21 protein-coding genes are annotated in these 26322 nt (G+C 36.8%); 7 read left to right on the forward strand and 14 right to left on the reverse strand.

Features of this window, described 5'->3' with window-relative positions:
• Nucleotides 1-156: 156 nt before the first annotated feature.
• The 5 genes from csn2 to cysK form a co-directional block, all read right to left on the reverse strand.
• On the reverse strand, nt 157-837 hold the full coding sequence (gene csn2, locus B5D30_RS03200; RefSeq protein WP_078806600.1) for a type II-A CRISPR-associated protein Csn2: 681 nt from the start codon (nt 835-837) through the stop codon (nt 157-159).
• Entirely contained in the window at nt 818-1174 is a 357-nt protein-coding gene (gene cas2 / locus B5D30_RS03205; protein WP_078806601.1) for a CRISPR-associated endonuclease Cas2, read from the reverse strand. Before cas2 ends, csn2 begins: the two co-directional genes overlap by 20 nt.
• Entirely contained in the window at nt 1164-2042 is an 879-nt protein-coding gene (gene cas1, locus B5D30_RS03210) for a type II CRISPR-associated endonuclease Cas1 (RefSeq protein WP_078806602.1), read from the reverse strand. Before cas1 ends, cas2 begins: the two co-directional genes overlap by 11 nt.
• A 200-nt stretch (nt 2043-2242) precedes the next feature.
• Nucleotides 2243-7012 (reverse strand): type II CRISPR RNA-guided endonuclease Cas9, encoded by a 4770-nt coding sequence (cas9, locus tag B5D30_RS03215; protein WP_078806603.1) that lies wholly within the window; start codon nt 7010-7012, stop codon nt 2243-2245.
• 251 nt (nt 7013-7263) lie between these two features.
• Nucleotides 7264-8187, reverse strand: coding sequence for a cysteine synthase A (gene cysK, locus B5D30_RS03220; protein WP_078806604.1), 924 nt, complete (start codon nt 8185-8187; stop codon nt 7264-7266).
• A 276-nt stretch (nt 8188-8463) separates the two neighbouring features.
• Between cysK and B5D30_RS03225 the strand changes: the two genes are divergently transcribed.
• On the forward strand, nt 8464-9462 hold the full coding sequence (locus B5D30_RS03225) for a 4-hydroxy-3-methylbut-2-enyl diphosphate reductase (protein WP_078806605.1): 999 nt from the start codon (nt 8464-8466) through the stop codon (nt 9460-9462).
• Nucleotides 9463-9491: 29 nt separating this feature from the next.
• Here the strand turns inward: B5D30_RS03225 and B5D30_RS03230 are convergent, their stop codons facing one another.
• The gene (locus B5D30_RS03230; RefSeq protein ID WP_144399463.1) at nt 9492-9704 is read right to left on the reverse strand and encodes a hypothetical protein; all 213 of its coding nucleotides are present in this window, start codon (nt 9702-9704) and stop codon (nt 9492-9494) included.
• Between the two features lie 899 nt (nt 9705-10603).
• Here B5D30_RS03230 and opp3b point away from each other — a divergent pair.
• The 5 genes from opp3b to B5D30_RS03260 all read left to right on the forward strand — a co-directional run bounded on the left by opp3b (nt 10604) and on the right by B5D30_RS03260 (nt 16396).
• Entirely contained in the window at nt 10604-11545 is a 942-nt protein-coding gene (gene opp3b, locus B5D30_RS03240; RefSeq protein ID WP_144399464.1) for an oligopeptide ABC transporter permease, read from the forward strand.
• Entirely contained in the window at nt 11545-12555 is a 1011-nt protein-coding gene (locus B5D30_RS03245) for an ABC transporter permease (RefSeq protein WP_078806609.1), read from the forward strand. Before opp3b ends, B5D30_RS03245 begins: the two co-directional genes overlap by 1 nt.
• Nucleotides 12556-12566: 11 nt before the next feature.
• Entirely contained in the window at nt 12567-13625 is a 1059-nt protein-coding gene (locus tag B5D30_RS03250) for an ABC transporter ATP-binding protein (RefSeq protein ID WP_078806610.1), read from the forward strand.
• Nucleotides 13622-14563, forward strand: coding sequence for an ABC transporter ATP-binding protein (locus B5D30_RS03255; protein ID WP_078806611.1), 942 nt, complete (start codon nt 13622-13624; stop codon nt 14561-14563). The genes B5D30_RS03250 and B5D30_RS03255 overlap by 4 nt, the downstream gene beginning before the upstream one ends.
• A gap of 150 nt (nt 14564-14713) precedes the next feature.
• Complete coding sequence (locus B5D30_RS03260; RefSeq protein WP_078806612.1) at nt 14714-16396, forward strand: peptide ABC transporter substrate-binding protein; 1683 nt, start codon at nt 14714-14716, stop codon at nt 16394-16396.
• 38 nt (nt 16397-16434) lie between these two features.
• Here B5D30_RS03260 and B5D30_RS03265 read toward each other — a convergent pair whose 3' ends face one another.
• From B5D30_RS03265 to B5D30_RS03300, 8 genes are all read right to left on the reverse strand, one after another.
• On the reverse strand, nt 16435-17931 hold the full coding sequence (locus B5D30_RS03265) for a helix-turn-helix domain-containing protein (RefSeq protein ID WP_078806613.1): 1497 nt from the start codon (nt 17929-17931) through the stop codon (nt 16435-16437).
• Between the two features lie 156 nt (nt 17932-18087).
• Nucleotides 18088-18372 carry a hypothetical protein gene (locus B5D30_RS03270; protein ID WP_144399465.1) on the reverse strand — a complete coding sequence of 95 codons (285 nt, stop codon included), beginning with the start codon at nt 18370-18372 and terminating at the stop codon, nt 18088-18090.
• Nucleotides 18373-18405: 33 nt separating this feature from the next.
• Complete coding sequence (locus B5D30_RS03275; RefSeq protein ID WP_144399466.1) at nt 18406-18600, reverse strand: hypothetical protein; 195 nt, start codon at nt 18598-18600, stop codon at nt 18406-18408.
• Between the two features lie 130 nt (nt 18601-18730).
• The gene (locus tag B5D30_RS03280) at nt 18731-21310 is read right to left on the reverse strand and encodes a WxL domain-containing protein (protein ID WP_078806616.1); all 2580 of its coding nucleotides are present in this window, start codon (nt 21308-21310) and stop codon (nt 18731-18733) included.
• A 121-nt stretch (nt 21311-21431) separates the two neighbouring features.
• Complete coding sequence (locus B5D30_RS03285; protein ID WP_078806617.1) at nt 21432-21764, reverse strand: LPXTG cell wall anchor domain-containing protein; 333 nt, start codon at nt 21762-21764, stop codon at nt 21432-21434.
• On the reverse strand, nt 21761-22921 hold the full coding sequence (locus B5D30_RS03290) for a WxLIP family cell surface protein (protein WP_159443182.1): 1161 nt from the start codon (nt 22919-22921) through the stop codon (nt 21761-21763). Before B5D30_RS03290 ends, B5D30_RS03285 begins: the two co-directional genes overlap by 4 nt.
• A gap of 131 nt (nt 22922-23052) precedes the next feature.
• Complete coding sequence (locus B5D30_RS03295; RefSeq protein WP_159443183.1) at nt 23053-23766, reverse strand: WxL domain-containing protein; 714 nt, start codon at nt 23764-23766, stop codon at nt 23053-23055.
• Between the two features lie 84 nt (nt 23767-23850).
• Entirely contained in the window at nt 23851-24669 is an 819-nt protein-coding gene (locus tag B5D30_RS03300) for a WxL domain-containing protein (protein WP_159443184.1), read from the reverse strand.
• A 270-nt stretch (nt 24670-24939) separates the two neighbouring features.
• On the opposite strand from B5D30_RS03300, the gene B5D30_RS03305 reads away from it, so the two are divergent.
• Complete coding sequence (locus tag B5D30_RS03305) at nt 24940-26232, forward strand: adenylosuccinate synthase (protein WP_078806621.1); 1293 nt, start codon at nt 24940-24942, stop codon at nt 26230-26232.
• Nucleotides 26233-26322 lie beyond the last annotated feature (90 nt).

The following is a 26322-nucleotide window of genomic DNA, read 5'->3' on the forward strand; positions in this document are numbered from 1 at the left end:
GTTTTGGAACCATTCAATTTAACACGACTCTAAAACCTCAAATGAATTTTTTTCCTCGGTTTTAGCCTTGTCGCTTGGGTGACAAATCCCTTCAAAATTGAAGATTCCTTTATTTTTTTAGTTTTTTTCCTTTAAAATCGTGAAATTTTTCTTTGATTATACCACGTTTTTGCTCAGAAAGAAATCTTCATCTAAATACCAATGTGAAATTTCTTCAAGATGATATTGATTGCTTTCGATGATTAAAACCGTCAAATTGTTCAAGTTAATCTGCTCTACGATTGCTTGATATTCCTCTCTTGTGAGTAAAATATTTAAATTGGTGAAAATCAATAACTTCTCGCTTGCCAACTCGTTCAACGTGTCAATCACCATGCACACTTTTTCAAAAATGCTCGTCATTCTTTCTTGATTAATGCTTAATCCAATCAGTTTGAACAGCTCTTTCATCTCGATTTCATCACGAAAAGCAACATCAATTTCTTCATTTTCATAAACATAACTCATGACTTTATTCACTAACGATTGATAGCTCTCGGCAATATCTTGCTTTATCGTTTGTTCAACGTTTAACGTGGTCAAAATTTTGTTATAAAGCATTGTTTTTAAACTTCGCTCATCAAAGTCAAATTGTAGCGGATTGAAAATGGTTAACAATTTCTTTTCTGGTATATTTTTATATTTTTCATCAAATATTTTAAAGTATTCATCCGTTCGATTATATAACGAAAACATAATTTTAGAATACAGTTGATTCTCTTCAACTACCAAAATATTCGTGCGTTTCCCCTCTAATTCAATCGGTCTATCCAAATGTTCAAAGTTTATCGAAATCATCTTCTGCCATCCTTTCGCCAAGAAATATTACACGTTCGTCAGAATTTGCAAAAGAAGTCTCTCTTTCACCTAAAACAAATGTCATGTTCGCAAATTGTTTCTCTGTCACTTTGAGTACCACGACACTTCCTCTTGAAGGTCTATTTTTTTCAATTTTCCTCAAAATTGTTTTCGCTTGTGTGTCGTTCAAGCTCAGTTTGGAGTAAACGGAGAATTGCAGCATCAAAAAACCTTCATTTAGTAGAAACTTACGAAATTTGCGATATTCTTTTTTCTCTTGCGGGGTTTCTGTGGGTAAATCAAAAAATAACAATTGTCTCATAAATCTATAACTCACTTATCCTGAACTCCATCATCTTCGTAGCATCCGCCTCAGCCAATGCCTGCAACGTTTTCTTCACATAATGTTCGACAATATTCACCAAATACATTTCATTGTTATTATAACAATAGGTTTGATTAAAAATTTCAAATAAATGGTGCTTGTTTTTAGCGAAATTTTTATTCCTCAGCTCGTAAACCTTTTCATCAACAACTACTCTAAACGGTTCCATCAAATCGCTTGAAAGATTGAAGTGATTAAAATAATTGGAATGTTTCAACCCGAGTTGCGTGAGATGACCATTTTTCACAATTTCTCGATTGAAAATAGATAACAAAAGTGAATAACCGTAATCCAGAAAAGCATTGATTTCACTAGGTTCGTCACGTGTAAATTTCTTACCAAATAACGCATTGAAATAAACTTTCGCCGAATGCCCTTCTCGATTACTCGTGTCAAACAACTGTAATTGCTCCAAATAACCGCTCAACATCTCCGCCTCAGCCAAATAGTCATTTTTCATCAAATGTCGCCGTTGATTGTCGATTTTTTGCCGAATCACTTGCGTCCAAACTTCTTTCTTCACATTTTCTTCCCACATCAGCTGTTGATTCAACTTTTTACTGCTGTCATGGCTACCATAATATTGCGTCAGCTCACCTAATGGATTCCGCTTGTCATCACAAAAAATAAGCCGTACATTGTATTTTGCCAATTTAAAAATCAACGCAGTAGTAATCGCAATGTCCGTTGTTTCAAGCAATAATGTGTGAATTTCAGAAAGATGAATTTTTTCCACCCCCTCACTCGACTTAAAAATCAAATGATTGTTTTGATAACTCAACTTGCAATGTTGATTAATTACAACCGTTCTCCATGTCATACATTTTCTCCTTGCCATTTCAAATTTTTTCTGCTATAATGACTTTGTTAAATGATTTTTGGAACTAATCAAATTAACACGACAAGTTAAAATAAGGTTTATCCGTAATCAACTTGAAAAAGTAAGAGCGTCATCGCTCTTTTTTTGTTTTCTAAAATGCTCTCTCAGAGGAAAAATGTGTCCTCTGAGAGAGTTTTATTTTAGTCTAGTTTGGTTCTTGTTTCGTAAAGACCGGTGATGGATTGGTGCAGAATCGTATAATTCTTCATTGACTTATTCCCGATTTTTAAAATTTTATTGTTTAATGCTTTATCTACTTTAGCCAAATTCGTATCTTTACTGCCAACTTTACCCGCAGATAAATAAGAAACCATCCCTTGAATCACCTCTTTTTGACCAATTTCTTTGACCTTTGTTTTTTCAAGAACATTTTTCAAAGGAAAACTTAAGAATTTTTCTTGTAATTTTTCAAATCCCTCAAATGCCTTGTCAGACAAAATTTCTTCTTGTTTCAATAAACCTAACAATGTCTGATAAAGTTTTAATTTCTCTTCGTTTGTTGCTTCATCAAACTTAACCAACGTCTGATAATTCTCTTTCTCTAAAATAATTTGTCGTCCTTTATTAAAAACAATCCCGTCACTTTTATTCCAACTTCTAAACATTCGACGAATACCTGTATCAGTAATCACGATTTGATTGTTTAAAATTTTAGGCATAACAATTTCAATATCAGACCAATCAGGATTTTTAGATTGAATAAAGCCTAGCAAATCTTCTTTTGCTTTCTCTTTTTCAATTCGCATAACAGAAAACACACCAATTTTAGATACTTCTTTTTTCTTTTCAATTGTCGTGTATTTTACAACAACACTGTATGCAGGTTTAACTGAAGATTTCCCGCCATATTTTTGTCCGTCCAATCCATTTTTAACTGAAATTAAATCCGATATTTTTTTAGAATCCCCTTTATCATCTTTATCGTCTTTTTTATAAATGGATTCATTATAAAATTCGCCTGACTCCTCTGAATACATCCTAACAATATTACAATTTTTATACCCCAAAACCTCTCGCATATAATCAACTAAGAGTTCACCTGTTTCTAAATTTGCTGCTTTAGAATTAAACAATCTGACCAAATACGAATTTTTTTCCTTCAATTCTTTCGCTTTTGTATTTTCCACGGCATCAGATAATTTTTCTTCTATTGTTTTCATCAATGATTTTTTCTCTTGTGCTTTCGCTCTAATGATATTTGCTCGTTCATCTCCAAAGTTAATTTCATTTTTTAAAAATTGACCAACATTCGCTATAATATATGCATCGTGTGCATGATGATAATCGTTAAGTTCACGAGACTTGTGAAAATTATTTACTTTTCTAATCCCGTCGGTAAAGGATGCTTTCATTGAAAGAATATTTGTCTTTTTAACTTTTTCTTTTTTGCCATCTTTATGAGTAATTGTCTCAAACCCAAATTCTTCCGTTAATAAATTTTTGACATGTTTTATAATTTGTCTACTTTCTACTAACTGACGATTGATAAAGCCTTCTTCTTCAAATTCTGAAAACGGTGCTGTTCGAGTCAAAGACTCATATTTTTTCTTGGTAAATAAAGGCGTCTTAAGATTTGCATTTTGATCTCTTAAGGATTTCCACCATTCTTTCACTTTATCATCAATCATATCAACGAATGGATAATTTCCACTTTTTTTCTGATTCCATTCACTTTTAACCAAAGCCTTATTGCTAAAAGAATCATCTTTTATATATCTTTGTGGCACTATATGGTCTACTTCGTATGAAGACAAGTTGTCTAATTCTAGTGGTTCCATGGAATATAAACATTTTCCATTCTGAATGAAATATAAAAACAACTTCTCATTTAAAAGTTTTTTATTTGCCTCCTTTTCATCTTTTCCTAGTTCTTCATATTGTTTTAAAATACTAGCATCAAAACCTTTCTTAAATTCACCAAGTTGCTTATATCTTGAATGATTATTAGCTTTTGGATTATCATCTTTTGCAACTTCTAAAACAATATTTTTTACATTCTCTTTTCCTAAAACCTTTGATAACTCATACACAATCTTAAAAGTTTGTTTAATTCCTTTTTTAAGGGCTGGACTACCTGCTAGAGCATTAATTTTATCTTCAATCCTCTCCATTGAATCAGTAGCTTTCATGAAATCAGCATTATGCTCTGCAATTTGTTCTTTAAATGTGAGTGTGTCATCATTAATAAGTTGCATAAAATTTCGATTCGCTAATTGCGGACGTTGCTTTTTAATATTATAAACTTCATCATCTAACAAAAAATCAAGAATGGTTTTGGTTTCTTCAGATACCGTAGAAGTTTTTTCTTTTGAAAGTACACCGTTTATCAATTCAGCTGACAGCGAACCCCAACCAGATAATGGTTTCTTAGAAAGTTCTTTAATTTGCTCAGCTGTTAAGACACTATCTTTAGTAAGTTCTTTAATCTTCTTTGTTCTTAACGGTTTGTCTTCAAAAATTGTTTTTGCTCGGATGATTTCTTCTAAGAGCTCTTCATTTTCTTCAATAAATTCAGGAGTTAAACCAACTTTATCGACCAAATCATAAAATGTTGACAAATTGGCATTAAACCCTTTTCCATCAATACCACGAACAACTTTTATTCCAGTTTGATAACCTAAATTATTATGCAAAAAAGTTTCAAATTCTTTACGAGAGATTGTGCGTTTTCTATAAAAAAGTTGCCGTAAAATTTTTTCTTTCTCTATCTTATCGAGAAAAATCCCCTCTTCTCCATCAAAACCTATCTTAATTTTTGTCAATTCATTTAAAACAGTGAATTTTTGATAAAGCAATGAATTTTTAGGCAGAGCCTTTTTTCCAAGTAAATAAGTACACTCACTAGTCATTCTGACTATGAAATTTTCTGCTGATTCATCTTTATCAATAACATCATTAAAATTCCATGGCGTTAATTTTTCATTAGTCCTACGAACTAGCCAAGAATTTTTAGATTTCTGACCTGTTGCTTGCATTTTTCCAGAAATATCATCACGAACCCAACCTACATTTTTTTCTGTAGACAATGGTCCAACAAAATAAGGAATACGAAACTTCATCAATGCTTGTATTTTATATTGCTCTTGTATGCTAATTTCGCCATCTTCGTTTTCTATCTCAGTCTCTACTTTTTCATTTAGAAAATCGTAATATTTACCTTGGTTTTTCAGTATTTCTAAAAGCTCATATTCATGCACTTGATATGGAATCGCACCATTTTTATACATTCTTTGTTTGACTAAAAAAGTTTCAAGCTCTATTTTTTGCAAAATCTCTTGAATTAAATTTAAAGACTCATCTTCTTGACCCTCTAAAAATTCAACGGTTTTTGCTATCTTCTCTTGTTTTGGTACTTTGAAATCTGTGAGTTCAATAATTTTAGGTAATAATATTTTTTCAGTTAAATAATTATAAAACTGTTCTTGTGTTGCATACTTATTAAATGGTTTTTCTAATTTATTGTTGTATTTGGCATAGGATTTTGGTAGACCGACATAAGCAACATAATTTGTAAGTTCTGTTTTCGTTGCTTTTCCTTTTTCATCAACCTTAAAAAACCCTGTTGATGTCAATTTAGGTACTTCTCTAAAAAATTGTTCGTAATCAGCCCTATTAAAATATTTATTAAATACTTCTCTTAATTGTTCTAAATCTTTTTTATGCGTGTCATATTTCATCATCATCGCACTTGAAAGAGAGTTCTCGCCTTGTAAAATACTTGATAATAGAACCGCCACATATATATCTTTGATACTTAAAATCAGCTTACTTTCATTGTCATCATCAAAAGGTAATTCCTGCAAATCATCTTCAAATGTTTCTTTGCTAAATTTAAAGTTAGCATCCTTATCCCAAACTTCATTTGTTTTTTTGCTGTATTCCGCTTTGTTGAGGATACTAGCAATATCTACTTTATTTCCTACAATAGCTTTAAATATCGCTTCCACATTGATAGAATACTTCAAAATCGCATCTGGATTCTTCTTAGAAATGATTTTATAAACCTTATACGAATTTGAAATTTTTTCTTTTAAGACATCCTGAATTTGATTAAGTTGCTCATCTGAGATATTGATCTTATCAGGATTTTTCCTAAATTCCGTTTCTTTAAATAAATTACCATCTTCGTCAATAGGTTTGCTATCAATATAATCGTTATAATCAGCAATAAAAGTTTTGATATTTCCTAAAATATCAACGTTTGATACTTGTATATTGACACCTTCTTGAACAAAATGCCCTCGATACTTCAAAATATGGTGCATTGCCAAATAGATCAAACGAATATCTGCTTTGCCATTTTCATCAAAACCAAATTTTCCTTTGGCACTCTCTGGATACATCAAAGCATATCTCAAGTGATAAATGGTCGGGAAGTCTTTATAATATTGCTTTTCTTCTTGTTCTGTTTTAAAAAGTGGATAGTCGAAAATTACTTTGTTTGCAACCTCTTTTTTAACACGTTTCCCATTTTTATCCCGGTAAGTATAGTGCTTTTGTTGCTTATCTTCAGGATGATAAAAGCTCTCATCCATACGAATAAAGAAACTATCATCTATTTTTGCAATCTCTTCATCAAAAATCCCCCGCAAGTAGTTCAACCGTTCTTTTCGTCTGGCAATACGTCTCCTTTGTCCACGATTTTGACGTCGTTCTTCAGCCGTATTTCCTTCATCAAACAAACGCACACCCCAAAGATTCGTCTTAGATGTAGTTTTGTAAAATTTGCCATCTGGCAGAATATCGCCTTTTTCATATTTAACGCCGTTAATTGTAATGCCTTTTTCAGAGAGAACAGCGTTTGATTTGATTTTTTTCTTCCCTTGAACAAGCTGAAAATTCTCATCAATGACCGCCCAACCAACAGAATTGGTTCCAATATCAAGTCCGATTGTGTATTTCTTCTCCATTCATTTTTTCCTCGTTTTCTTTTTTTGATAAATATTAGTTTTTTATATTTTTTTCTTTCATTATATAAAAACGGTATCATTGTTGTCAATCATATTTTTTATAATGTTTATTAACTTTTCCTTTGTGTTTTCATTTTTTCTATAAAAACAACAAAATGTGTTCCGATTAACGAAAACTATCTATTTTTGATATTTCATTCACATTTGAAAAGAAAAAACATAAGAACATACAGCTCTTATGCTTTTCATTATCAACCTTCTTCATCATAAAGTGTTGTGCTGAGGTAACGTTCGCCGTTGTCGGCTGTAATTGCTAAGACTTTTTTGCCTTTTCCTAGTTTTTTTGCAACCGTAAGAGCGGCATGAATAGCTGCTCCTGATGAAATACCGACCAAAATGCCATTTTTTCCTGCTAATCTAGCAGATTGAATTGCCGCATCACTTGTTACTTGAATAATTTCATCATAAATTGTTTCATCTAGCACTTTTGGCACAAATCCTGCTGAAATCCCTTGAATTTTATGAGGGGAAGGACTTCCGCCAGACAATACAGGAGACTCCGCAGACTCTACGGCATAAATTTGAATGTTCGGGTTCACTCGTTTTAATTCACCGCCTGCTCCTGTAATTGTACCACCTGTTCCAACACCTGCCACAAATGCGTCCAATCCTGTCGCACCAAATGCCTCTATGATTTCTTTTCCTGTTGTGCGTGCATGAACTTGCGGATTTGCTGGATTGTCAAATTGAAGTGGCATAAACCAACCGTTTTCTTCTGCCAACTCTTCAGCTTTTTGAATTGCACCTTTCATTCCGTCTGCACCTTTTGTCAAAACAAGGCTCGCACCATACGCCTGCATCAATTTTCTACGCTCAATCGAAAATGTTTCTGGCATGGTCAAAACAACTTTGTATCCTTTCGCCGCTCCGACAAATGCTAAGCCCACACCTGTATTCCCGCTTGTCGGCTCTACAATCGTGTCTCCTGCCTTTAATTTTCCTTCTTTTTCCGCAGCCTCAATCATCGCAAGAGCAATTCTGTCCTTGACACTTCCTGCAGGATTGAAAAATTCAAGTTTGACATACACTTCCGCAGATGAGTCATCTCCATGGTTGATACGAACAATCGGCGTGTTGCCAATCAAATCTAAAATACTGTTATAAACCTTACTCATGATAAAAACCTCCATTTATTTGATAGCTTTATCATAACGTGAATGAAAGATTAAGAAAAGAGAAAAATGCTGTTGCACATGAAAGTTTTTTTCTATCATTCTTTGAAATGTTTTAGTAAAATGTATGGGGTACCTTTAAAAACTCCGTTTAAGCCAAAATTAGCTAGTTTTTCTTGTTTTCGAGGAGATTGACAAAGAAAATCGGAAAGCTGACATTTTTGGATAAGCGTGAGTTTTTAGAAGTTCCCTATAAGGAAAGTGTGGTGACAATTGAAAATGGAAATTATCAATATTAGCCCTCGTGGTTATTGTTATGGCGTGGTAGATGCCATGGTGATTGCAAGAAATGCAGCACTTGATGAGACATTGCCACGACCTATTTATATATTAGGCATGATTGTGCATAATGCACACGTGACGAAAAGTTTTGAGGATATTGGTGTGCAGACGGTTGACGGTGAAAATCGACTGGAAATTTTGGAAAAAATTGAGCGTGGAACGGTGATTTTTACTGCTCACGGCATTGCTCCAGAAGTCGTTGAGCGTGCAAAAGAAAAAGGATTGACAACAATTGATGCGACTTGCCCTGATGTACAAATTACGCATGAGTTAATTGCTGAGAAAGTAGCAAAAGGTTTTGATGTGCTGTATATCGGAAAAAAAGGACACCCCGAGCCAGAAGGGGCAATCGGCATTGCTCCAAAAAAGGTGCATTTAATTGCCAGTTTAGCTGATATAGAAAAATTAAATCTAAGCAATCCAAAACTTTTTGTTACCAATCAAACAACTATGAGTCAGTGGGATGTAGCTGATTTAATGGCAGAAATTCAACTTCGTTATCCGCAAGTAATTTTACACAAAGATATTTGTCTAGCAACGCAAGTACGACAAGAGGCAGTGGTCGAACAGGCGAAAGGGTGCGACTTAACCTTAGTAGTAGGCGACCCACGAAGTAATAATTCCAACCGTTTAGCACAAGTTTCGATTGAACAAGCCAAAGTAGCCGCCTATCGCATTAGTGACGTGTCACAAATTCATTCTGATTGGCTGTTTGGTATCAAAAAAATCGCCGTAACAGCTGGTGCCTCTACTCCTACTCCTGTTGTACGTGAAGTCATTGAGTTTTTGGAACAATTTGATGAAGAAAATCCAGCCACATGGCAAGGAAAAAGTCGTGTAACAAGCGAAGATATTTTGCCACGTGCAAGAAAACGTGATTTAACGAAAAAACGTGAGGGTATTTTAGAAAAATTGCGTGAACAACAATTGAGATAACAAAAAGGGCTGACAGTGTACGCAGCCCTTTAGTCATTTTGCAAAATAAATTCGTTGATATGGTTCATTCCATTGTGAAGTTCTTGAGAATGCATCCGGCGTAGCTTTTGGTAAAGTTTCCTCGCCTCACTACTAACCACCAAACGTTCCAAATCGTCGGTTGTCTTTTCACATAAAATATTTTTCTTTTTCCATTCAAATACTTTAGACAAAATAATATAATCCATTGTTTTCATCTTCATACCTCCCTCGTAAATTGTTTGACGACATTCATTACATCCCCTTGTCTAGTTTTCTCACTAGACTGCTTTCATTGTAACGAAACATAAGTTTTTTTCAATACTATTGCTTGCCATTCCGAAATAACAAAAATATTTTAATTTAAATAAAACAACGTTTGTTAATGGTTAAATTAACTCACTTTTCAATCCAAACAACAGCTAAAAAAGTTTAAAAAAAAATTATTTGTATGTGTATCCCTTTCCAACAAAATGAGAATGCTTATGCTTTCTATTTTTATTTCGTTTCTTTGTTTTTTTATCCCTGATTTTTTCATCGCTTTTTTGATAAAAAATCTTTCTTTTTTTAAATAAGGGCTTGACTTTTTTGAGATATAAAATATAATTTATATTTGTAATTGTCTGAAATCTGATTGTTATAAAATACAGACTTTTCTCAGGGAAATAGCCTGCTAAAACATAGGGTAACCAGTGAAAAGACGAGCATGATGAAAGCTATTGAAAAAAGAGCCGAAATAGAGTGATTTTGTGCTAGCTCTGTTGTTTCTTTTCTCCTTAGTTTACTCCAAGCGTCTCTGAAAAATCGCATCGTGTCTGTTCTTAGGAGCAGTTGCAAACTTGCAAGCATTGCAAAAAACAGAAATGCTAGAAAGGCGTCATCGCTTATTGTGACAAATGACAAAGATTGACGGATAAGAAAACTTGTGCAAATAAGAATAACGAGCAGAATCGTTGAGATAATGGAAATTTTTTTCATTATGTTCCCTCTTTCTAATGGATACTTCTATTCTACCGTTTCTCTTTATTTTCAGCAAGATTTCATACGGATAACTCGAATTTTCGCCCATAGTAATATAGGCAAAAATCGAGAAATATCCACAAACTTATCGGGGGTGTAACATTTGAAGGACTTTTTACGCTATATTGGCAAACGAGTTTTCTTCATGATTTTAACGCTATGGCTTATTGCAACCATAACTTTCTTTCTCATGAAGCTTCTGCCGGGGACTCCATATTCCAACGCAGAACGACTCAGCGACGCACAAATCGCATTATTAAACAAACAATACGGGCTTGACCAACCTGTCATTGTGCAATATGGAAAATATTTGAGCAATTTATTGCACCTTGAATTTGGTGAAAGTTTCCAATTCAAAAATCAAAAGGTCTGGGATTTATTGTCTGCACGGATTGGACCTAGTATGCAACTAGGATTGCAGGCGGTTATCTTTGGTACGGTTGTTGGAACATTACTTGGTATTCTTTCAGCCATGCGAAAAAATACATGGATTGACACGCTTTCGACTTTGATTGCTATTCTCGGGCGTTCCATTCCAAACTTTGTATTTGCCGTTCTTTTGCAATATTTCCTTGCAATGAAGTTAAAACTTTTCCCAATCGCTCTTTGGGATCAAGGGTTAGCTTCGACAGTTTTGCCAACTTTGGCTCTTGCAATGAGTCCAATGGCAGATTCCGCTCGTTTTATCCGAACGGAAATGGTAGAGGTACTCAATTCGGATTATATTGAGCTTGCTCGTGCGAAGGGATTGTCTAAAGGACAAATCGTCTTTAAGCATGGCTTGCGGAACTCACTCATTCCACTGATTACCTTGCTTGGTCCAATGGCTGTCAACCTTATGACAGGGTCGCTTGTCGTAGAAAATATCTTCTCTGTTCCGGGAATTGGGGAACAATTTGTAAAATCTATCATGACCAATGACTATCCAACAATCATGGCAGTAACTGTAATGTATTCTGCTCTGTTGATTTTCGTTATCCTGATTGTCGATATTCTCTATGGTATTATTGACCCAAGAATACGTGTGCAAGGGGGACAAAGCTAATGGAAGTAACAGATAAATTCCGTTTAGTCGGACTCAGCGATGAAAATGCTGATAGAGAAAAAATTGAGGCACCTAGTCTTACGTTTTTACAAGACTCATGGCGTCGTTTAAAGAAAAATAAAGCAGCCGTCTTTTCAATGGGGATTATTGTCGCACTCATTTTGGTTGCAATTGTCACCTTGTTTGTTTCGCCGTATAATCCTACGAAATCAAACACAGATATAGTCAACTTGCCACCAAAAATTCCGGGAATAAACATCAACGGTTTGAACGGAAAAATGGATGTGGGAGGAAATCTTGTAGACAAATATGAACAAATGAAAGTGCCAAGTGGCGAGTATCATTTGCTCGGAACAGATTATTTAGGTCGTGATATTCTCTCAAGACTTTTCGTTGGTCTTCGTATCTCGCTCATTATTGCCTTTATGGCAACACTTATTGACATTTCACTCGGTGTGTTTTACGGAATGACAAGCGGACTTCTCGGTGGGAAAGTGGATATGTTCATGCAACGTATCGTAGAAGTCCTCTCTGGTATTCCAAACTTGGTCATCATGATTTTGATGTTAACCTTGTTTAAACCGGGTATGACGACCATTATTCTCACCATGGCGATTTCCAACTGGATTTCAATGGCACGAATCGTTCGAGCCCAGACGTTGAAATTCAAAAATCAAGAATTTGTTCTTGCAGCGACAACTCTAGGTGAATCACGGTGGAAAATTGCACTCAAACATATTTTGCCAAATATCTCTTCTGTGATTATCGTGCAAATGATGTTTAGTATTCCAACTGCAATTTTCTTCGAGTCATTCCTAAGTTTTATCGGGCTTGGAATTTCACCACCAAATGCCTCTCTTGGAACATTGCTTTCAGACGGATACAAAAACTTCCGTTTCCTACCGTTTCAAATGTGGGGACCTGCGATTACACTTTCTGTCATCATGATTGGTTTCAACTTGCTTGCAGACGGATTACGGGACGCATTTGATCCTAAGACGAAAGAATAGGAGGGGATTTTATGACAGAAAATATTTTAGAAGTAAAAAACTTAAACATCTCCTTTGACACGTTTGCAGGAAAAGTTCAGGCAATTCGTGGCGTGGATTTCGATTTGAAAAAAGGGGAAACTCTTGCGATTGTAGGTGAAAGTGGGAGCGGAAAATCCGTTACCACTCGTACGATCATGGGACTTCTTGCTAACAACGGGAACATTGACTCTGGAGAAATTTTATTCAAGGGTAAAGATTTAACAAAAATATCCGAAAAAGAGTATCAAAACTTGCGTGGAAAAGACATTTCAATGATTTTCCAAGACCCAATGACCTCACTTGACCCAACCATGACCATTGGCAAACAAGTGGCTGAAGGGTTGCGTAAGCATAAAAAAGTGAGCAAAAAAGAGGCGGAGCAAGAGGCTCTCAGACTTTTAGAGCTTGTTGGGATTCCAAATGCTGCTGGGCGTTTGAACAACTATCCGCACCAATTTTCTGGTGGGCAAAGGCAGCGTATTGTCATTGCGATTGCTCTTGTCACACACCCAGAAATTGTGATTGCTGATGAACCTACTACTGCTCTTGATGTGACCATTCAAGCACAAATTTTGGAGTTGTTAAAACAAATTCAAGAAAAAATTGATATGTCGATTATTTTTATCACACATGACTTAGGTGTTGTCGCAAATGTGGCAGACAGAGTAGCGGTTATGTATGGTGGGCGAATTGTCGAAGTAGGGACAAGTGATGAAATTTTCTACAATCCACAACATCCTTATACATGGGGATTGTTGAGTTCTATGCCGACACTTGACACCAATGACGGAGAAAGTTTGTACGCTATTCCCGGTACTCCTCCTGATTTGCTCAATCCACCAAAAGGGGATGCGTTCGCAGCAAGAAATGCGTTTGCTCTAGCAATTGATTTTGAGGAAGAACCTCCTTATTTCGAGCTTTCAAGCACGCACAAAGCGGCAACTTGGCTTTTAGATGAACGTGCACCGAAAGTGGAAGTGCCTGATGAAATTAAAAAACGTTATGCGTATTTTGAAGAAAAACAACGTGGGAAAGAGGTGAAGGCATGAGTCAGAAAAAATTGCTTGAGGTAAAAAATCTTCACCAAATTTTCAATGCCAACACAAAAAAAGAAGTACGTGCCGTAGATGATATTTCTTTTCACATTTTTGAAGGGGAAACATTTGGTCTTGTAGGCGAAAGTGGGAGCGGGAAATCTACCACAGGTCGCTCGATTATCCGTTTGTATGAACCAACAAAAGGTGAAATTCTCTTTGACGGTGAAAACATCGCCAATCTAAAGAAAAAAGCTCAGATGAAAGATTTCAGACAAAAAGTGCAGATGATTTTCCAAGATCCTGCTGCTAGTTTGAACTCAAGAATGAAAGTGCGTGATATTATCGCAGAGGGATTGGACGTGTTTCGCTTAACCAAAACTCCTCAAGAGCGTGAAGAACGTGTAAAAGAGCTTTTGCGTACCGTAGGTCTGGATGCAGCTCATGCAACTCGTTATCCTCATGAATTTTCAGGTGGACAACGGCAGCGGATTGGTATTGCACGTGCTTTAGCTGTGCGACCTAAGTTCATTATTGCAGATGAGCCGATTTCTGCTCTTGATGTTTCCATTCAAGCACAAGTGGTCAATCTTTTAAAAGATTTGCAACGAAAAGAAAACTTGACCTATCTTTTCATCGCTCATGATTTGTCAATGGTGAAATACATCTCTGATAGAATTGGCGTGATGTATATGGGTAAACTTGTTGAAGTGGGGACTGCTGAAAATATTTATAACTACGGCGTACATCCTTATACGGAAAGTTTACTTTCTGCTATTCCACTCCCTGACCCTGATTATGAACGCAAGCGGAGACGGACGGTTTATCAGCCGATAGCAGACGACAAACCACGCAAGCTAAACGAAATTACTGACGGACATTTTGTTTATTCGACAGATGACGAAATCGAAATGTATCGCAAGAAATTTCAAGAAAAACAACAAAATGGGTAATTCCTTGTGCTAGGCACGAGTTAATTGCAATATTGTCCGCATATTTCGGACACCCCCAGATATGCGGGCAATTATATGGTAATTGGGGGCGTCATTGTTTAGATTTTCACACTCAGTATTACACTAAATGAATCTGGAGGATTTTTAAAAATGAAGAAAAACAATTTAATCAAAATCGGTGTAGGGCTATTTTCAGTAGCACTTTTGGCTGGTTGCTCTACTACGACAAATGACAAGAAAGACAATTCGTCAGGCGGTAGCGAAAAAATTGCGAAAACACAAGACATTAAACTAACAGTTGCACAAGAAATGCCTTCTGCTGATTTGTCAACAGCAACAGACACTATTTCTTTCTCAACATTGAACAATGTCTACGAAGGACTTTATCGTATTGATGCGAAAAATGAATTGCAACCTGCTGGTGCAGAGGAAAAAGCTGAAATCTCTGCTGACGGTTTGACTTACAAATTGAAACTTCGCAAAGAAGCAAAATGGAGCAATGGAGATGCTGTAAAAGCAAGTGATTATGTATTTGCTTGGCAACGTACGGTAAAACCAGAAACTGCTAGTGAATATGCAAGTTTATTCTTTGGTGTAGAAAATGCTGAGGCGATCAATTCTGGAAAAGAAAAAGATTTGAGCAAACTTGGAATTAAAGCAGTGGATGATTATACTTTGGAAATCAAACTTGCTCATCCTGTACCATATATGGAATATCTCTTTGCATTCCCTAGTTTCTTCCCACAAAATGAAAAAGTGGTTACTGAAAAAGGGGCAGATTATGCGAAGAAATCTGAAAATGCCGTTTACAATGGACCATTTACTCTCGAAGAATTTGACGGTCCCGGAACGGATACCGAGTGGGCATACAAGAAAAATCCACAATACTGGGACGCAAAAAATGTAAAATTGGAAAATGCAAGCGTGTCTGTCGTGAAAGATACTTCTACTGGCTTGAACTTGTTTACAGCTGGAAAAGCTGATGACGTAATGATTGCCGGAGAACAAGCGAAACAAATGGCAAATGATCCTGCTTTCCAATCTGTAAAAGAAGGGCGTACTTCTTACTTTGAATTGAACCAGTACAAAGGGAAAAACCAAAAAGTTTACGCAAATGCAAACTTCCGTAAAGCAGTTAGTTACGCTCTTGACCGTAAAGGGTTGGTTGAAAACGTATTGGGTGACGGTTCAGTAGAATCTACTGGTATCATTCCAAAAGATATGAGTTTTGACCCTAAAACAAAAGAAGACTTCGCTAAAGAAGTGGGCGACCAAGTAGAATTTGATAAGAAAAAAGCTCAAGAGTATTGGGAAAAAGCTCAAAAAGAATTGGGTATTAAAGAAGTTTCAATGAATATTATTGCCTCAGACAATGACGATACGAAAAAAGTAATGGAAAAAATGCAAGCTGATATTCAAGATGCTTTGAAAGGTGTGAAAGTGGAACTTTCTCCTGTTCCATTTGCTGTTCGTTTGGATCGCTCAAATAGCGGAGACTTTGATACGGTTCTTGGTGGTTGGGGAGCAGACTATGCAGACCCTTCAAGTTTCACTGATTTGTTCGTAACAGGGAACTCTTACAACCGTGGTCACTGGTCAAACGCTGAATACGACAAATTAGTTGAGGCAAGTAACACGACAGATGCAACTGACGCTGAAAAACGTTGGGACGACATGAAGAAAGCAACAGATATTCTTGTCAAAGACGAAATGGGTGTCATTCCTGTCTTCCAAAAAGCTGAAGGACATCTTATCAATCCGAAAATCAAAGGTATTGTCCACTATGCAACAGGACCTTCTTGGTGCTATAAATGGGCATATGTTACTGAATAATAATGCAAATAACAGCGTGAAATCAATGTTTCACGCTGTTATCTTTTCATCTTTCGTATCTCATAAACAAGTCTCGAAAGTCGTTTGATTTCTTGGATACCAAAATGATTTTCCCACTTGTAAATAAACGGACAGTTGATATGCTCAATTCTATCAGAAGAAGAGTAAATCACCATGTCATAATCTTGGTAGTGATGTGAAAGCGGAGCAACTTCTACCCCTTTCATTGCGGTAATTTCCTTGATAATCGGAAAATAAAACGGGCAAGTCGGCGGAATGGCGAACCCTATGACAAAATTGGTATTGGCAATCATATTCAAAAATGCTTTCTCCAATGTTCGCAAGACTTCGTCCACAAAATAATTTTTTTCCAAACAAGGAAAGACTTTTCTCAATTCTTCTTGGTGTACTTGAAAATATTTCGCTACTTCTCCCCTAATCTTCTCTAGCTCTTGCCGATAATCGAGCATATCGCTTTCCAAAAAATGAATCGGCGTAATAATTTTATGTTCATGACAAGCATGGAAAAGATAAAATTGATAATAAATATGCTCACGCAAAATTTGGTCAGGCAATTTTTTTCGTACTTGATAAAAAAAGGCACTTTGCAAATAATCCACAAATTGATTCGCAAGCAACAATACGTCTGGTGTGTCATTGAGTATGTTCACAGGAAAACAAAGCGTATTTTCACCTGTTACAATCGACTGCATGGTTCGCCTTTGATATTCTAGCAAGTGAGAGAGAAAATGAAGTAAAATCGTCTCGTTTCTGGCAATTTCTGCATTATTGTTAAAATACCGCATAGGTAAAATTTCATATTTCTCCCGTTGTCTTTGGTAAAAAGCTACCATTTCCTTTGTTGGAACAAAATAATTTCCTTGTTCTTGTCTTCTTCTAAAAACATAGTAAAAACTATTTTGCAAACTTGGTGACATAAAGTAAACATCTTGCTCAAAAATTTCCAGTGATTTTTCTTTTAAACTTTTCTCTCTTTGACTATCATTATACGGATAATCTACCTTTTTCTGAAAAATCATCGCATGAACAAAAGACAGAAACAAACGAATACTCATTTCTGCCCCTTCCAGTCGAATAGGCGAATAACAAAGTCTCAACTCATATTTTTTACAAAATTCCCGCATATTGCTCAACGCTCCAGAAAGCGTACTTCTATTTACTTTTATTTTTTTGCAAAATTCTTCCACGTTTATCAACTCTAAGTTTAACGAGGCTTGAAGAAACTGAAAAGGCAAGCTCCCCTCCATGATTTTTGCATAGTAATCTACGACAAGGTCACTGCAAGCAGTAAAAGAAAAACAATTTCGTTTAACGGTCAAAATTTTTTCTGAATACAGCTCGCTTAATTCTATTTCTAACTTCGCAAGATTGCTTTTCACCTTGCCGTAGTTGCTCTCTAGCTTTTCTGCAAGGTCACGAATGAAATACTCTCCGCTATCATATTTTCCCAATTCTTTCACCAATGAGAGTCGCCAGCTTTCCTTTTCATTTAAAAACAATCCTTCAAAATCCATGTTGCTCCCCCCTGTTGAACCTTTCTCCCTTGACTAGCTGTGAAGTGCAGGTGGTTGGTCGCTGTTCGCAATGCTACTTGAAACGAAGTGTAGTAGCAAGTAAATAGCATGGCTCACTGCGACAAACTCCTGAACGCCCCGCTTGCTTTTCTTTGTCTAGCTACGAAGTGCTGAGGTCTGGTGGCTGTTCGCAACGTCGATCGAAACTTGCGTTTCGATTAAATAAACGACGTGGCTCACTACCACAGACCTCAAAACGCACTTCTCCGCTTTTCTATGTCTAGCTACGTGGGGCAGGAGTTTGGTCGCTGTTCGCAATACCACCTGAAGCTCTGCTTCAGGCAAGTAAATGCCATTGCTCACTGCGACAAACTCCTTAACGTCCCTCGTAGCTTTTCTCTGTCTAGCTACGAGGGGCAGGTGGTTGGCAACTGCTCTCAATGTCGCTCGAAACTTCGTTTCGATGCTAGTTTTTCAAGAATCTTTGATTCTTAGAAAAACTGTATGCGAAACGAAGTGTAGCAGTGAATAAACGACATGGTTCACTGTTGCAACCCCCTGAACGCCCCTCGTAGCTTTTCTCTGTCTAGCTGCGAGGGGCAGGTGGTTGGCAACTGCTCTCAATGTCGCTCGAAACTTCGTTTCGAGTGAATAAACGACATGGCTCACTGTTGCAACCACCTTAACGCCCCTCGTAGCTTTTCGTTTTTCTTGACAACTAAAGCATAGCACCACACGTTTTTTTCGTCTGTTCAATAGTTGTGATTTTTTCTAAAAAAATGCTCTATTACTCATTCCTCTAACTCAACGGCTTATCCTCTAAGTTCCATGTAACAATACTACTAAATGAGCCAAGTTTTGCCTCTCCTGCTGGAATGTCAAGTGTGACATCTTCTGGTTGCCAGCTAATTTCATTCCAGCCTTTTGCTTGTTTTCCGTTGACCACACCAAACAATTCTGTGGAACTTGCTTTATTATCCGCAATGATTTCCATTGTGTTTTGCGTTTGTTTATAAGAAAATCCGCTATTGCTTGTTTTATCTGCACTACTTCCTTGAACATTGTGCAAAATGATTTTCACACCTTTTAACTCCTCTGCTTTCGTGCTATTGGTAAATGTTGTCGCACTCGCTGAAACACTCCAGCTTATCCCTTTGTCAAACATTCTCCCGTCAAAAATTTGTAGCACTTGTTTTCCTTCTTGATTCGTCACGTCATCGTTTGCCTTTATCGTTGCTTTTGAAGTAATCCCGTTTTTCACTTTCATATAATCAAGTCCCACTGAGCCAAAATTGAAAATGCGTGGTACTTTTGTGAAAGATAAGCCAAATGGATCAGCCTCTTTTTCTGTATTCGGATTTTTCAGCGTATTTCCAGACAAATGTGGTTGCAATGGCATAACGAGCGTGCCTGATTTTTTAATCAATACATTTCCCTTCGTTGTTACTACATTTGGATTTTCGCCTACAATCGAAAGTTTCCATTCTAATTCATAGGGATAATCTTTCTCCTTGGCAATTTTCCGACCTGTTTTGACAAAGAATCCTTCATCCACATCAAACTCATGTGAAAAATTTTCTTTGTCCTGCGTTGACATCGTCCTATCCGTGAAAATTTCTTCTTCCTTGTTTGGTGTCAACACTTTTTCCCCTTGTGAAGTTTTATAAATCAATTCATGAGGAAAATTTGTTTTATCCGTTTTTAATTTCACCGTCAACTTAAATTGCCGTGGCTGATCTAAACTTAAATCAAAGGTTTGTTTTCTCGCACTTGTTCGGTTCATTTGCTTCGTTTCACCAAATACATCAAGTTCTTCTAAAGAATAAGAGTGTCGAAACGTCTCGTCCTCTGGTAAAAACCACTCATACCTTGTCAATACAGGAATAACTGGTTGTCTCGGAAATTGTGGTTTGTCTGGAGAAGTGGTAGGGAAAATACCAATCGCTTTTGCACGTACCCAAAGAAATCTTATCGAGGAACTTACATTTGCAAAGTCTCCTCTCAAGTTTGGTAAATGCTCATTGGAAATCACCATGTCAATATCTCTATCTGCAAGTGCATACATATCACGATTATTGAACGTTAAATTGAAATTCTCATTTCTATCAAAAAAATCTTGCTCATTCGACGCCATAATGAAAGTATTGGCACCATTGGCATTTAGCACAATTCTATTTTGTTTAGCATAATTGGTCTGCTGGTTATTTTTACGGGAAACTATTTTTCCGTCTGCATCGAAAAACGAAACACTTCCACTCTCCGCTCTAAAATAATAAGAACTATTATTCACATTACTTGCCTCTTGTGCGTTGGCTAAATTTCCATTTTGACTTGACTCAAACATATCAAAATCAAAAATTTTTCCTCGTGTATTAATAAACGTTTTCGCATTTCTCTCTAACAAATAACGCACTTGCCAAAATTTGCTCCGTGAATTTTGAAAAGTAGCTGATTTTCCAAACTTAAACTCAAGTGTTCCTTTATTGTTCAAAATAAATCTTCTATTTTTCGAGTTACTATTGGTTTCCACCCAGCCATACTGGTTGTTCTCTGCCGTCCAAAATAACTCCGAGCGATTTTCTACATATACTCTCATTCTATCCAATTTCGATTGGTTAGAAGAATACCACAACGCTCCTGTACTACTTTTGTCATCCAACAACGTCATACCGTTCATCACAAGCAATTCTGCCGCCTCTAATGAGGGTAAATTTTTTGACCCTGCATATTGGAAAAAATTTTTCCCTCTAAATGTCGCACTTCCTGTTTCTTGCACAAGAAAACGATTGTTGTCCTGTATAATAGGAGCAATCCACGTCACATCTTGGAAAATAAGATTTCTCATATCGGCACCATGTGAAACTTTTCCCGATACCAAGCCATACCGATTGACAAAATAAGCGTCCATTCTTGATTTTCCGTCTGTTGTTGGTGCGAATTTGTAAACGCCATTCTTTTCTCCTGTGACGTTAAAATTTTTCAAGGTTACTTCCGCATTGTTTTTCCCAATCATCGCAGGCAAATCGTCTTTTTCAAAAAACACCCTTGCCCCATTAAAATCAATTGTCACATCTGCTAAAATATCCGTTTGTGACGGTATAGTAATTTTCTTTGATTTTACTGTAATACTTGCCTCTTTTTTCGCAAGAGCATCCGCTAATTCATCGCCATTTGTTACATCTTTTGCCAAAACATTCTCTGACAAAAAGAAAACAGAAAGCATGAAAGCAAATAGAACAGATAGTTTTATTTTCAATTTTCTTCTCCTTATACTTTTTTGTCCAGCTATGAGGGGCTGAAGTTTGGCAACTGTTCGCAGTGCCGCTCGAAACTCTGTTTCGAGCAAGTAAACGGCACGGCTCACTGTTGCAAACTTCAAAACGCCCCTCTCCGCTTTTCTTATTGTCTAGCTATGAGAGGCTGAAGTTTGGCAACTGCTCACAATGTCACTTGAAGCTTCGCTTCAAGTAAATAAACGACAGTGTTCACTGTTGCAGACTTCAAAACGCACTTCTCACCTTTCTTTTCCATGCAACGAGCAGTGAGAGAGTAAGTGCGAAAATGCCAACGATGAGCAATAGGCTATTTTTTCTCTCCCCTGTATTCAAAAGATTTCCCCTCTCTTGTTTTGTTTCTTTGTAGTTCATGTTTACTGACTTCTCAGGTAGTTTCTTTTCTTTTTTCACTTTATTTTCCATATTTGCCGTTACAAATGATGAGTCCACTTCAATTGTAATCGAGCTTTCGCTTTCATTTGCTGAAACATTGGTTGTCAAATGAAATAGACTCAGCAAACTACAAATAAAAATGCCCGCTAATAATCGTTTTTTCACTCTTCTCTCTCCTCACGTTGTCGTTTTATTTTCCGCTCCTTGTGACGTTTTTCTCTTTCTAGCAAAGCAATTTTTTCTTCGGCATATTCTTTGACGCTTTGTTTTTCTCTCCCTTTTCGTTTGATGAAAATCACAATGAAAATAACCAATACCAAGAACACCAGTCCTCCGATAATGACGTACAATCCTATCGGTTCTTTTTTCTCTGGCACACCGTCATTCAATGCCTCCTTGTTATGTTTTACCGCCTCGTCTGCCAAAATTGTGAAATTCTTGGAAAATTCCCACGTTTGCGTTTTCCACTTAGGATCGCTTGACGTCACTTTCACCCGAAACGTATAATCGCCCGCCTCAAATTGCTCCTTTCCTAAAAAAATAGGAAAAGCATAAGTAGAATTAGGGGCTAAAGCTCTTTTTTCTAACTTTCCTTTATACAGCACATCATACTTGCCTTTTTCCGTAATTTCCCCCTCATAAAGCAACTCCCCCATAATCGCAGGTTGATCATTTTGAATATGAGCGAAAAATGCTTTGCGATAATCGAGATTCCCGACAGTCACTTTTGTCAAATCAATGTGTGGCGTAGCAATTTCAGAGTCGATTGTTATTTTTATCCCTAATGTATAAGTGTATTTCATCTGAATGGCAACACCTTTTTGCTTGTCATTCTCGCTCGTCTGCCCTTCCTTATCGAAAAACCACGAGCCTAAAATCACCCCTTTTTGTGCATTTTCTGGCACTTCGATTTCAACACGTACTTTCCTCGTTCCTTTTTTCTCCACTTCTGCCTTAATATCACTTTCATTGACCTTGGCAATATCACTCATCTTGATTTTCAAACTTTCATCATAACTTTCACTTTTCGTATTATAAGCAATTTCCCCATTACTATTCGTAAACGCTGTATGAATTTGATTATCCACCACAATTTGATTTTCCGAACTATTTTTTATTTCAGCAACAATCGTCCGTTTTTCACCCGGTTTCATCAACAAATCAAAATATCCTGTATTTTCCTTTGCCACCGCACCTCCACTATCCACTTTTTGAACAGAGTAATTTTTCGTGTCAGCCCTTCCCTCTTCAGCAAAAGTAGCAACACTCATTCCTCCAAACAAAAACAAACTCATCACAATAAATAATTTTTTCCTTAACATTTTTTTCCTTTCCGTCACTTTACTACTTTTTCTCTTTTTCATCCAAATGTGCATCACCACCTTTTCTAGTTTTGTCATATGTAAGAGGAGAGAGAATTTTGTCTCTCTTCCTCATTTCGACTCATATGTGGCTAGTTAATTGCTGTATCAGACAAATTCCAGCTAATTGTTGAGCTAAATGTTCCTTCAACTAATTGATTTCCCGCAACTTCTAATTCCACTTTTTCAGGATCCCATTCTGCGTATGAGAACTGTTTTGCTTGGCTTGTAGAATCTTTTGTTCCGAAGAAATCAGCAGATGTGTTGTTCGTTGAGATAACAAAATCTTTTGAGGCTGTTTTAAAACTCAACGCTGCTGATGTGTCTTGTGAAGTTAATTTCACATCTTTCAACTTGATTTTTGCCCCTGTCAACTTCGCATTCCCATTTGCTGTTTTAAATTCTGTTGCTTTCGCTGAAACTTTCCAGTTAATCCCGTCTACTAAAAGGCGACCGTCATAAACCCCAACACGTTGATTTCCTGTTGTTACATTCCCTTGAGCATCTTTTCCTCTCACGGCAGTAAATGTAACAAGCGGTGCAATTTGGTCTGCAGAAGTAATTTTTTTGTTAAATAAAATTTCAGTCGGCACTTCCGCAAATTCAAGTTTTGACGGGCTTACCGTACCACCACCTGTATTGCCTCCACCAGTTGACGGTGGAACGACTACGTTTGTTGTCGTGTCTTTTTTCAATTCCACTTTTCCTGTGGTATCTTCCGCCGTCCCTAATGCTGAGACGTTCATTCCTGTTTGTAACGCTACTGCACAAAGTGCAATTCCTGTAATTAGTGTTAATTTTCTCATTTGAGTTTCTCTCCTTCTTCTGTGTGTGAGGGCAAAAGTTGGGTCAAGTTCCAAACTCCTGAATGCCCTCATAGCTTTTCTTACTTAATTTTTCGGTTCTGTTGATAGGCTCCAAATCATTTTTCCTTTATAAACACCTGCTTTTATTGATTCTTTTGGAATCCTGAGTGTTACATTTTCAAAATCCCAAAAAATCGAAGCCCCGTCTTTGACTGGATTGTTACTTGACTTAGAAGCCATAATGACCTTGCTGTTTCCATTTGCAGCTAAATAGGTCGATTGAGCATCTTTTGAATTAAACCCATGTTTTTCTAACGCTCCGCCACGAGAGGTGGCTCTCACCTTATCCTCCCCCAAACTCATTTCAATTCCCTTTAGTCCTTCAAATCCTTTTAAAGCGACACTTACTGAAAAATTACTCGTATTTAAGCGTCCTTCATGCACTTGTACTACTTGCTTGTAACCTTTTTCTTTCGACTTAGCAGGCGTTAGTTGATGAAATTCAAGGATTTCCTTTTTCGCATCAGGAGCTGTCACTTTGATTGTGCCAAAATAAAAATTTTTTGGTAAAATCGAAAATGAAATTCCCGTTCCTTTTACAGGATAAATGTAATTGGGATAATCACTATCTACTTGTTCCCCTGTCAAAGCAACTCCTGCTTGAATGTTTGGGTCTGCGGGATTTGGTATAATTTCCTTAGGCAAAATATTTCTCACTTCTCCCCCTTTCCCGTCTTGAATTGAAGGTTCCATAGGATTGAGAGGCAAATAAATTCCCTCCTCGTCCGCTGCTAAGGTTGTTAAATTTTGTGTATCACGCGATACGCTTGTAGCAAATGCACTTGAAAATGTTCCAACAGAAAAACACATCCAAAGAACAAAAGCTACAATTTTTTTGCCCATTCGTTTCCCCCCTTTCTGAAACCTACGCTCACTATAAGACTTCAAACGTGAAATTTCAAAATTCCAGACATCATTTCTTTTAAAAAAAATTTTTTCTACTTGTTTTTTTCGATTCTCGCAAAAAAAAATTTCAAAATTTCCACCGAAGATGAACATTCCTGTCACAAAAAGACATTTATCTTGAGAACTTTTCATAACCCTTTGATAATTTTCCTGTTTACCTATATAATAAAGAAGTTGAACAAATAAAAAAATTCCGAGGTGTAGAATATGTCATCAGTTGTTGTTGTTGGTACGCAGTGGGGCGATGAAGGGAAAGGGAAGATTACAGATTTCCTAAGTGAAAATGCTGAAGTTATCGCTCGTTATCAAGGTGGAGATAATGCAGGTCATACGGTCATTATCGAGGACAAGAAATACAAATTGCACTTGATTCCGTCAGGAATTTTCTACAAAGAAAAAATTTCTGTTATTGGAAACGGGGTGGTGGTCAATCCTAAATCATTGGTAAAAGAATTGGATTATTTGCATGAGGAAGGGATTACGACAGATAATTTGCGTATTTCCGATCGTGCTCATGTCATTCTTCCTTATCATATCCAGCTCGATCAGTTGCAAGAAGATGCAAAGGGAGAAAATAAAATTGGCACAACAATTAAAGGAATCGGCCCAGCTTACATGGACAAAGCTGCTCGTGTAGGGATTCGTATCGCTGACCTTTTGGACAAAGAAATTTTTGCAGAGCGTTTAGAACGCAATTTGAAAGACAAAAATCGTCTATTTGAAAAAATGTATGAATGTAATTCTATGAGCTTTGATGAAATTTTTGAGGAATATTACGCATATGGTCAACAAATCAAAAAATATGTTACAGATACTTCTGTTATTTTAAATGATGCACTTGACCAAGGAAAACGTGTTTTGTTTGAAGGTGCTCAAGGAGTAATGCTTGACATTGACCAAGGAACTTATCCTTACGTGACAAGTAGTAATCCTGTTGCCGGTGGAGTAACAATTGGTAGCGGAGTAGGTCCTAGCAAAATCAACAAAGTCGTTGGCGTATGTAAAGCCTATACTTCTCGTGTGGGAGACGGTCCTTTCCCAACGGAATTATTCGATGAAACAGGGGAGACAATTCGCCGTGTAGGAAAAGAATACGGCACTACAACAGGTCGCCCTCGTCGTGTCGGCTGGTTTGATTCTGTTGTCATGCGTCATTCTCGCCGTGTAAGTGGCATTACAAACTTGAGCCTAAATTCTATTGATGTATTAACAGGTCTTGAAACCCTCAAAATCTGTGTAGCTTACGATTTAGACGGTGAAAGAATTGATTATTATCCCGCTAGTTTGGAGCAATTAAAACGTTGTAAACCAATTTACGAGGAACTTCCCGGGTGGAGCGAGGATATTACAAGTGTCAAAACGCTTGCCGAACTTCCAGCCAACGCACGCAACTACGTTCACCGCATCAGCGAACTTGTCGGCGTGAGAATTTCTACATTCTCAGTAGGCCCTGCTCGTGAGCAAACGAATGTTTTGGAAAGTGTTTGGGCACAGGCATAGAGGGGTTGTAGGTAAAATCCTAAGCTAAAGTATTTAAAATTAAAAAACCACATAAACTCAACATTTTAGAGAACTATGTTGAGTTTATGT

The sequence above is a fragment of the Pilibacter termitis genome (genome assembly GCF_900167335.1).
GTDB classification, from domain to species: domain Bacteria; phylum Bacillota; class Bacilli; order Lactobacillales; family Streptococcaceae; genus Pilibacter; species Pilibacter termitis.

What these genes read in the sequence shown, in the direction of transcription:
- B5D30_RS03225 (WP_078806605.1), top strand. Translation starts at nt 8,464, where the DNA reads ATGGAAATTATCAATATTAGCCCTCGTGGTTATTGTTATGGCGTGGTA.
- B5D30_RS03245 (WP_078806609.1), top strand. Translation starts at nt 11,545, where the DNA reads ATGGAAGTAACAGATAAATTCCGTTTAGTCGGACTCAGCGATGAAAAT.
- B5D30_RS03255 (WP_078806611.1), top strand. Translation starts at nt 13,622, where the DNA reads ATGAGTCAGAAAAAATTGCTTGAGGTAAAAAATCTTCACCAAATTTTC.
- B5D30_RS03265 (WP_078806613.1), bottom strand. Translation starts at nt 17,931, where the DNA reads ATGGATTTTGAAGGATTGTTTTTAAATGAAAAGGAAAGCTGGCGACTC.
- B5D30_RS03230 (WP_144399463.1), bottom strand. Translation starts at nt 9,704, where the DNA reads ATGAAGATGAAAACAATGGATTATATTATTTTGTCTAAAGTATTTGAA.
- cas1 (WP_078806602.1), bottom strand. Translation starts at nt 2,042, where the DNA reads ATGACATGGAGAACGGTTGTAATTAATCAACATTGCAAGTTGAGTTAT.
- B5D30_RS03295 (WP_159443183.1), bottom strand. Translation starts at nt 23,766, where the DNA reads ATGAGAAAATTAACACTAATTACAGGAATTGCACTTTGTGCAGTAGCG.
- B5D30_RS03290 (WP_159443182.1), bottom strand. Translation starts at nt 22,921, where the DNA reads ATGTTAAGGAAAAAATTATTTATTGTGATGAGTTTGTTTTTGTTTGGA.
- B5D30_RS03300 (WP_159443184.1), bottom strand. Translation starts at nt 24,669, where the DNA reads ATGGGCAAAAAAATTGTAGCTTTTGTTCTTTGGATGTGTTTTTCTGTT.
- cysK (WP_078806604.1), bottom strand. Translation starts at nt 8,187, where the DNA reads ATGAGTAAGGTTTATAACAGTATTTTAGATTTGATTGGCAACACGCCG.
- B5D30_RS03305 (WP_078806621.1), top strand. Translation starts at nt 24,940, where the DNA reads ATGTCATCAGTTGTTGTTGTTGGTACGCAGTGGGGCGATGAAGGGAAA.
- csn2 (WP_078806600.1), bottom strand. Translation starts at nt 837, where the DNA reads ATGATTTCGATAAACTTTGAACATTTGGATAGACCGATTGAATTAGAG.
- B5D30_RS03260 (WP_078806612.1), top strand. Translation starts at nt 14,714, where the DNA reads ATGAAGAAAAACAATTTAATCAAAATCGGTGTAGGGCTATTTTCAGTA.
- cas9 (WP_078806603.1), bottom strand. Translation starts at nt 7,012, where the DNA reads ATGGAGAAGAAATACACAATCGGACTTGATATTGGAACCAATTCTGTT.
- B5D30_RS03250 (WP_078806610.1), top strand. Translation starts at nt 12,567, where the DNA reads ATGACAGAAAATATTTTAGAAGTAAAAAACTTAAACATCTCCTTTGAC.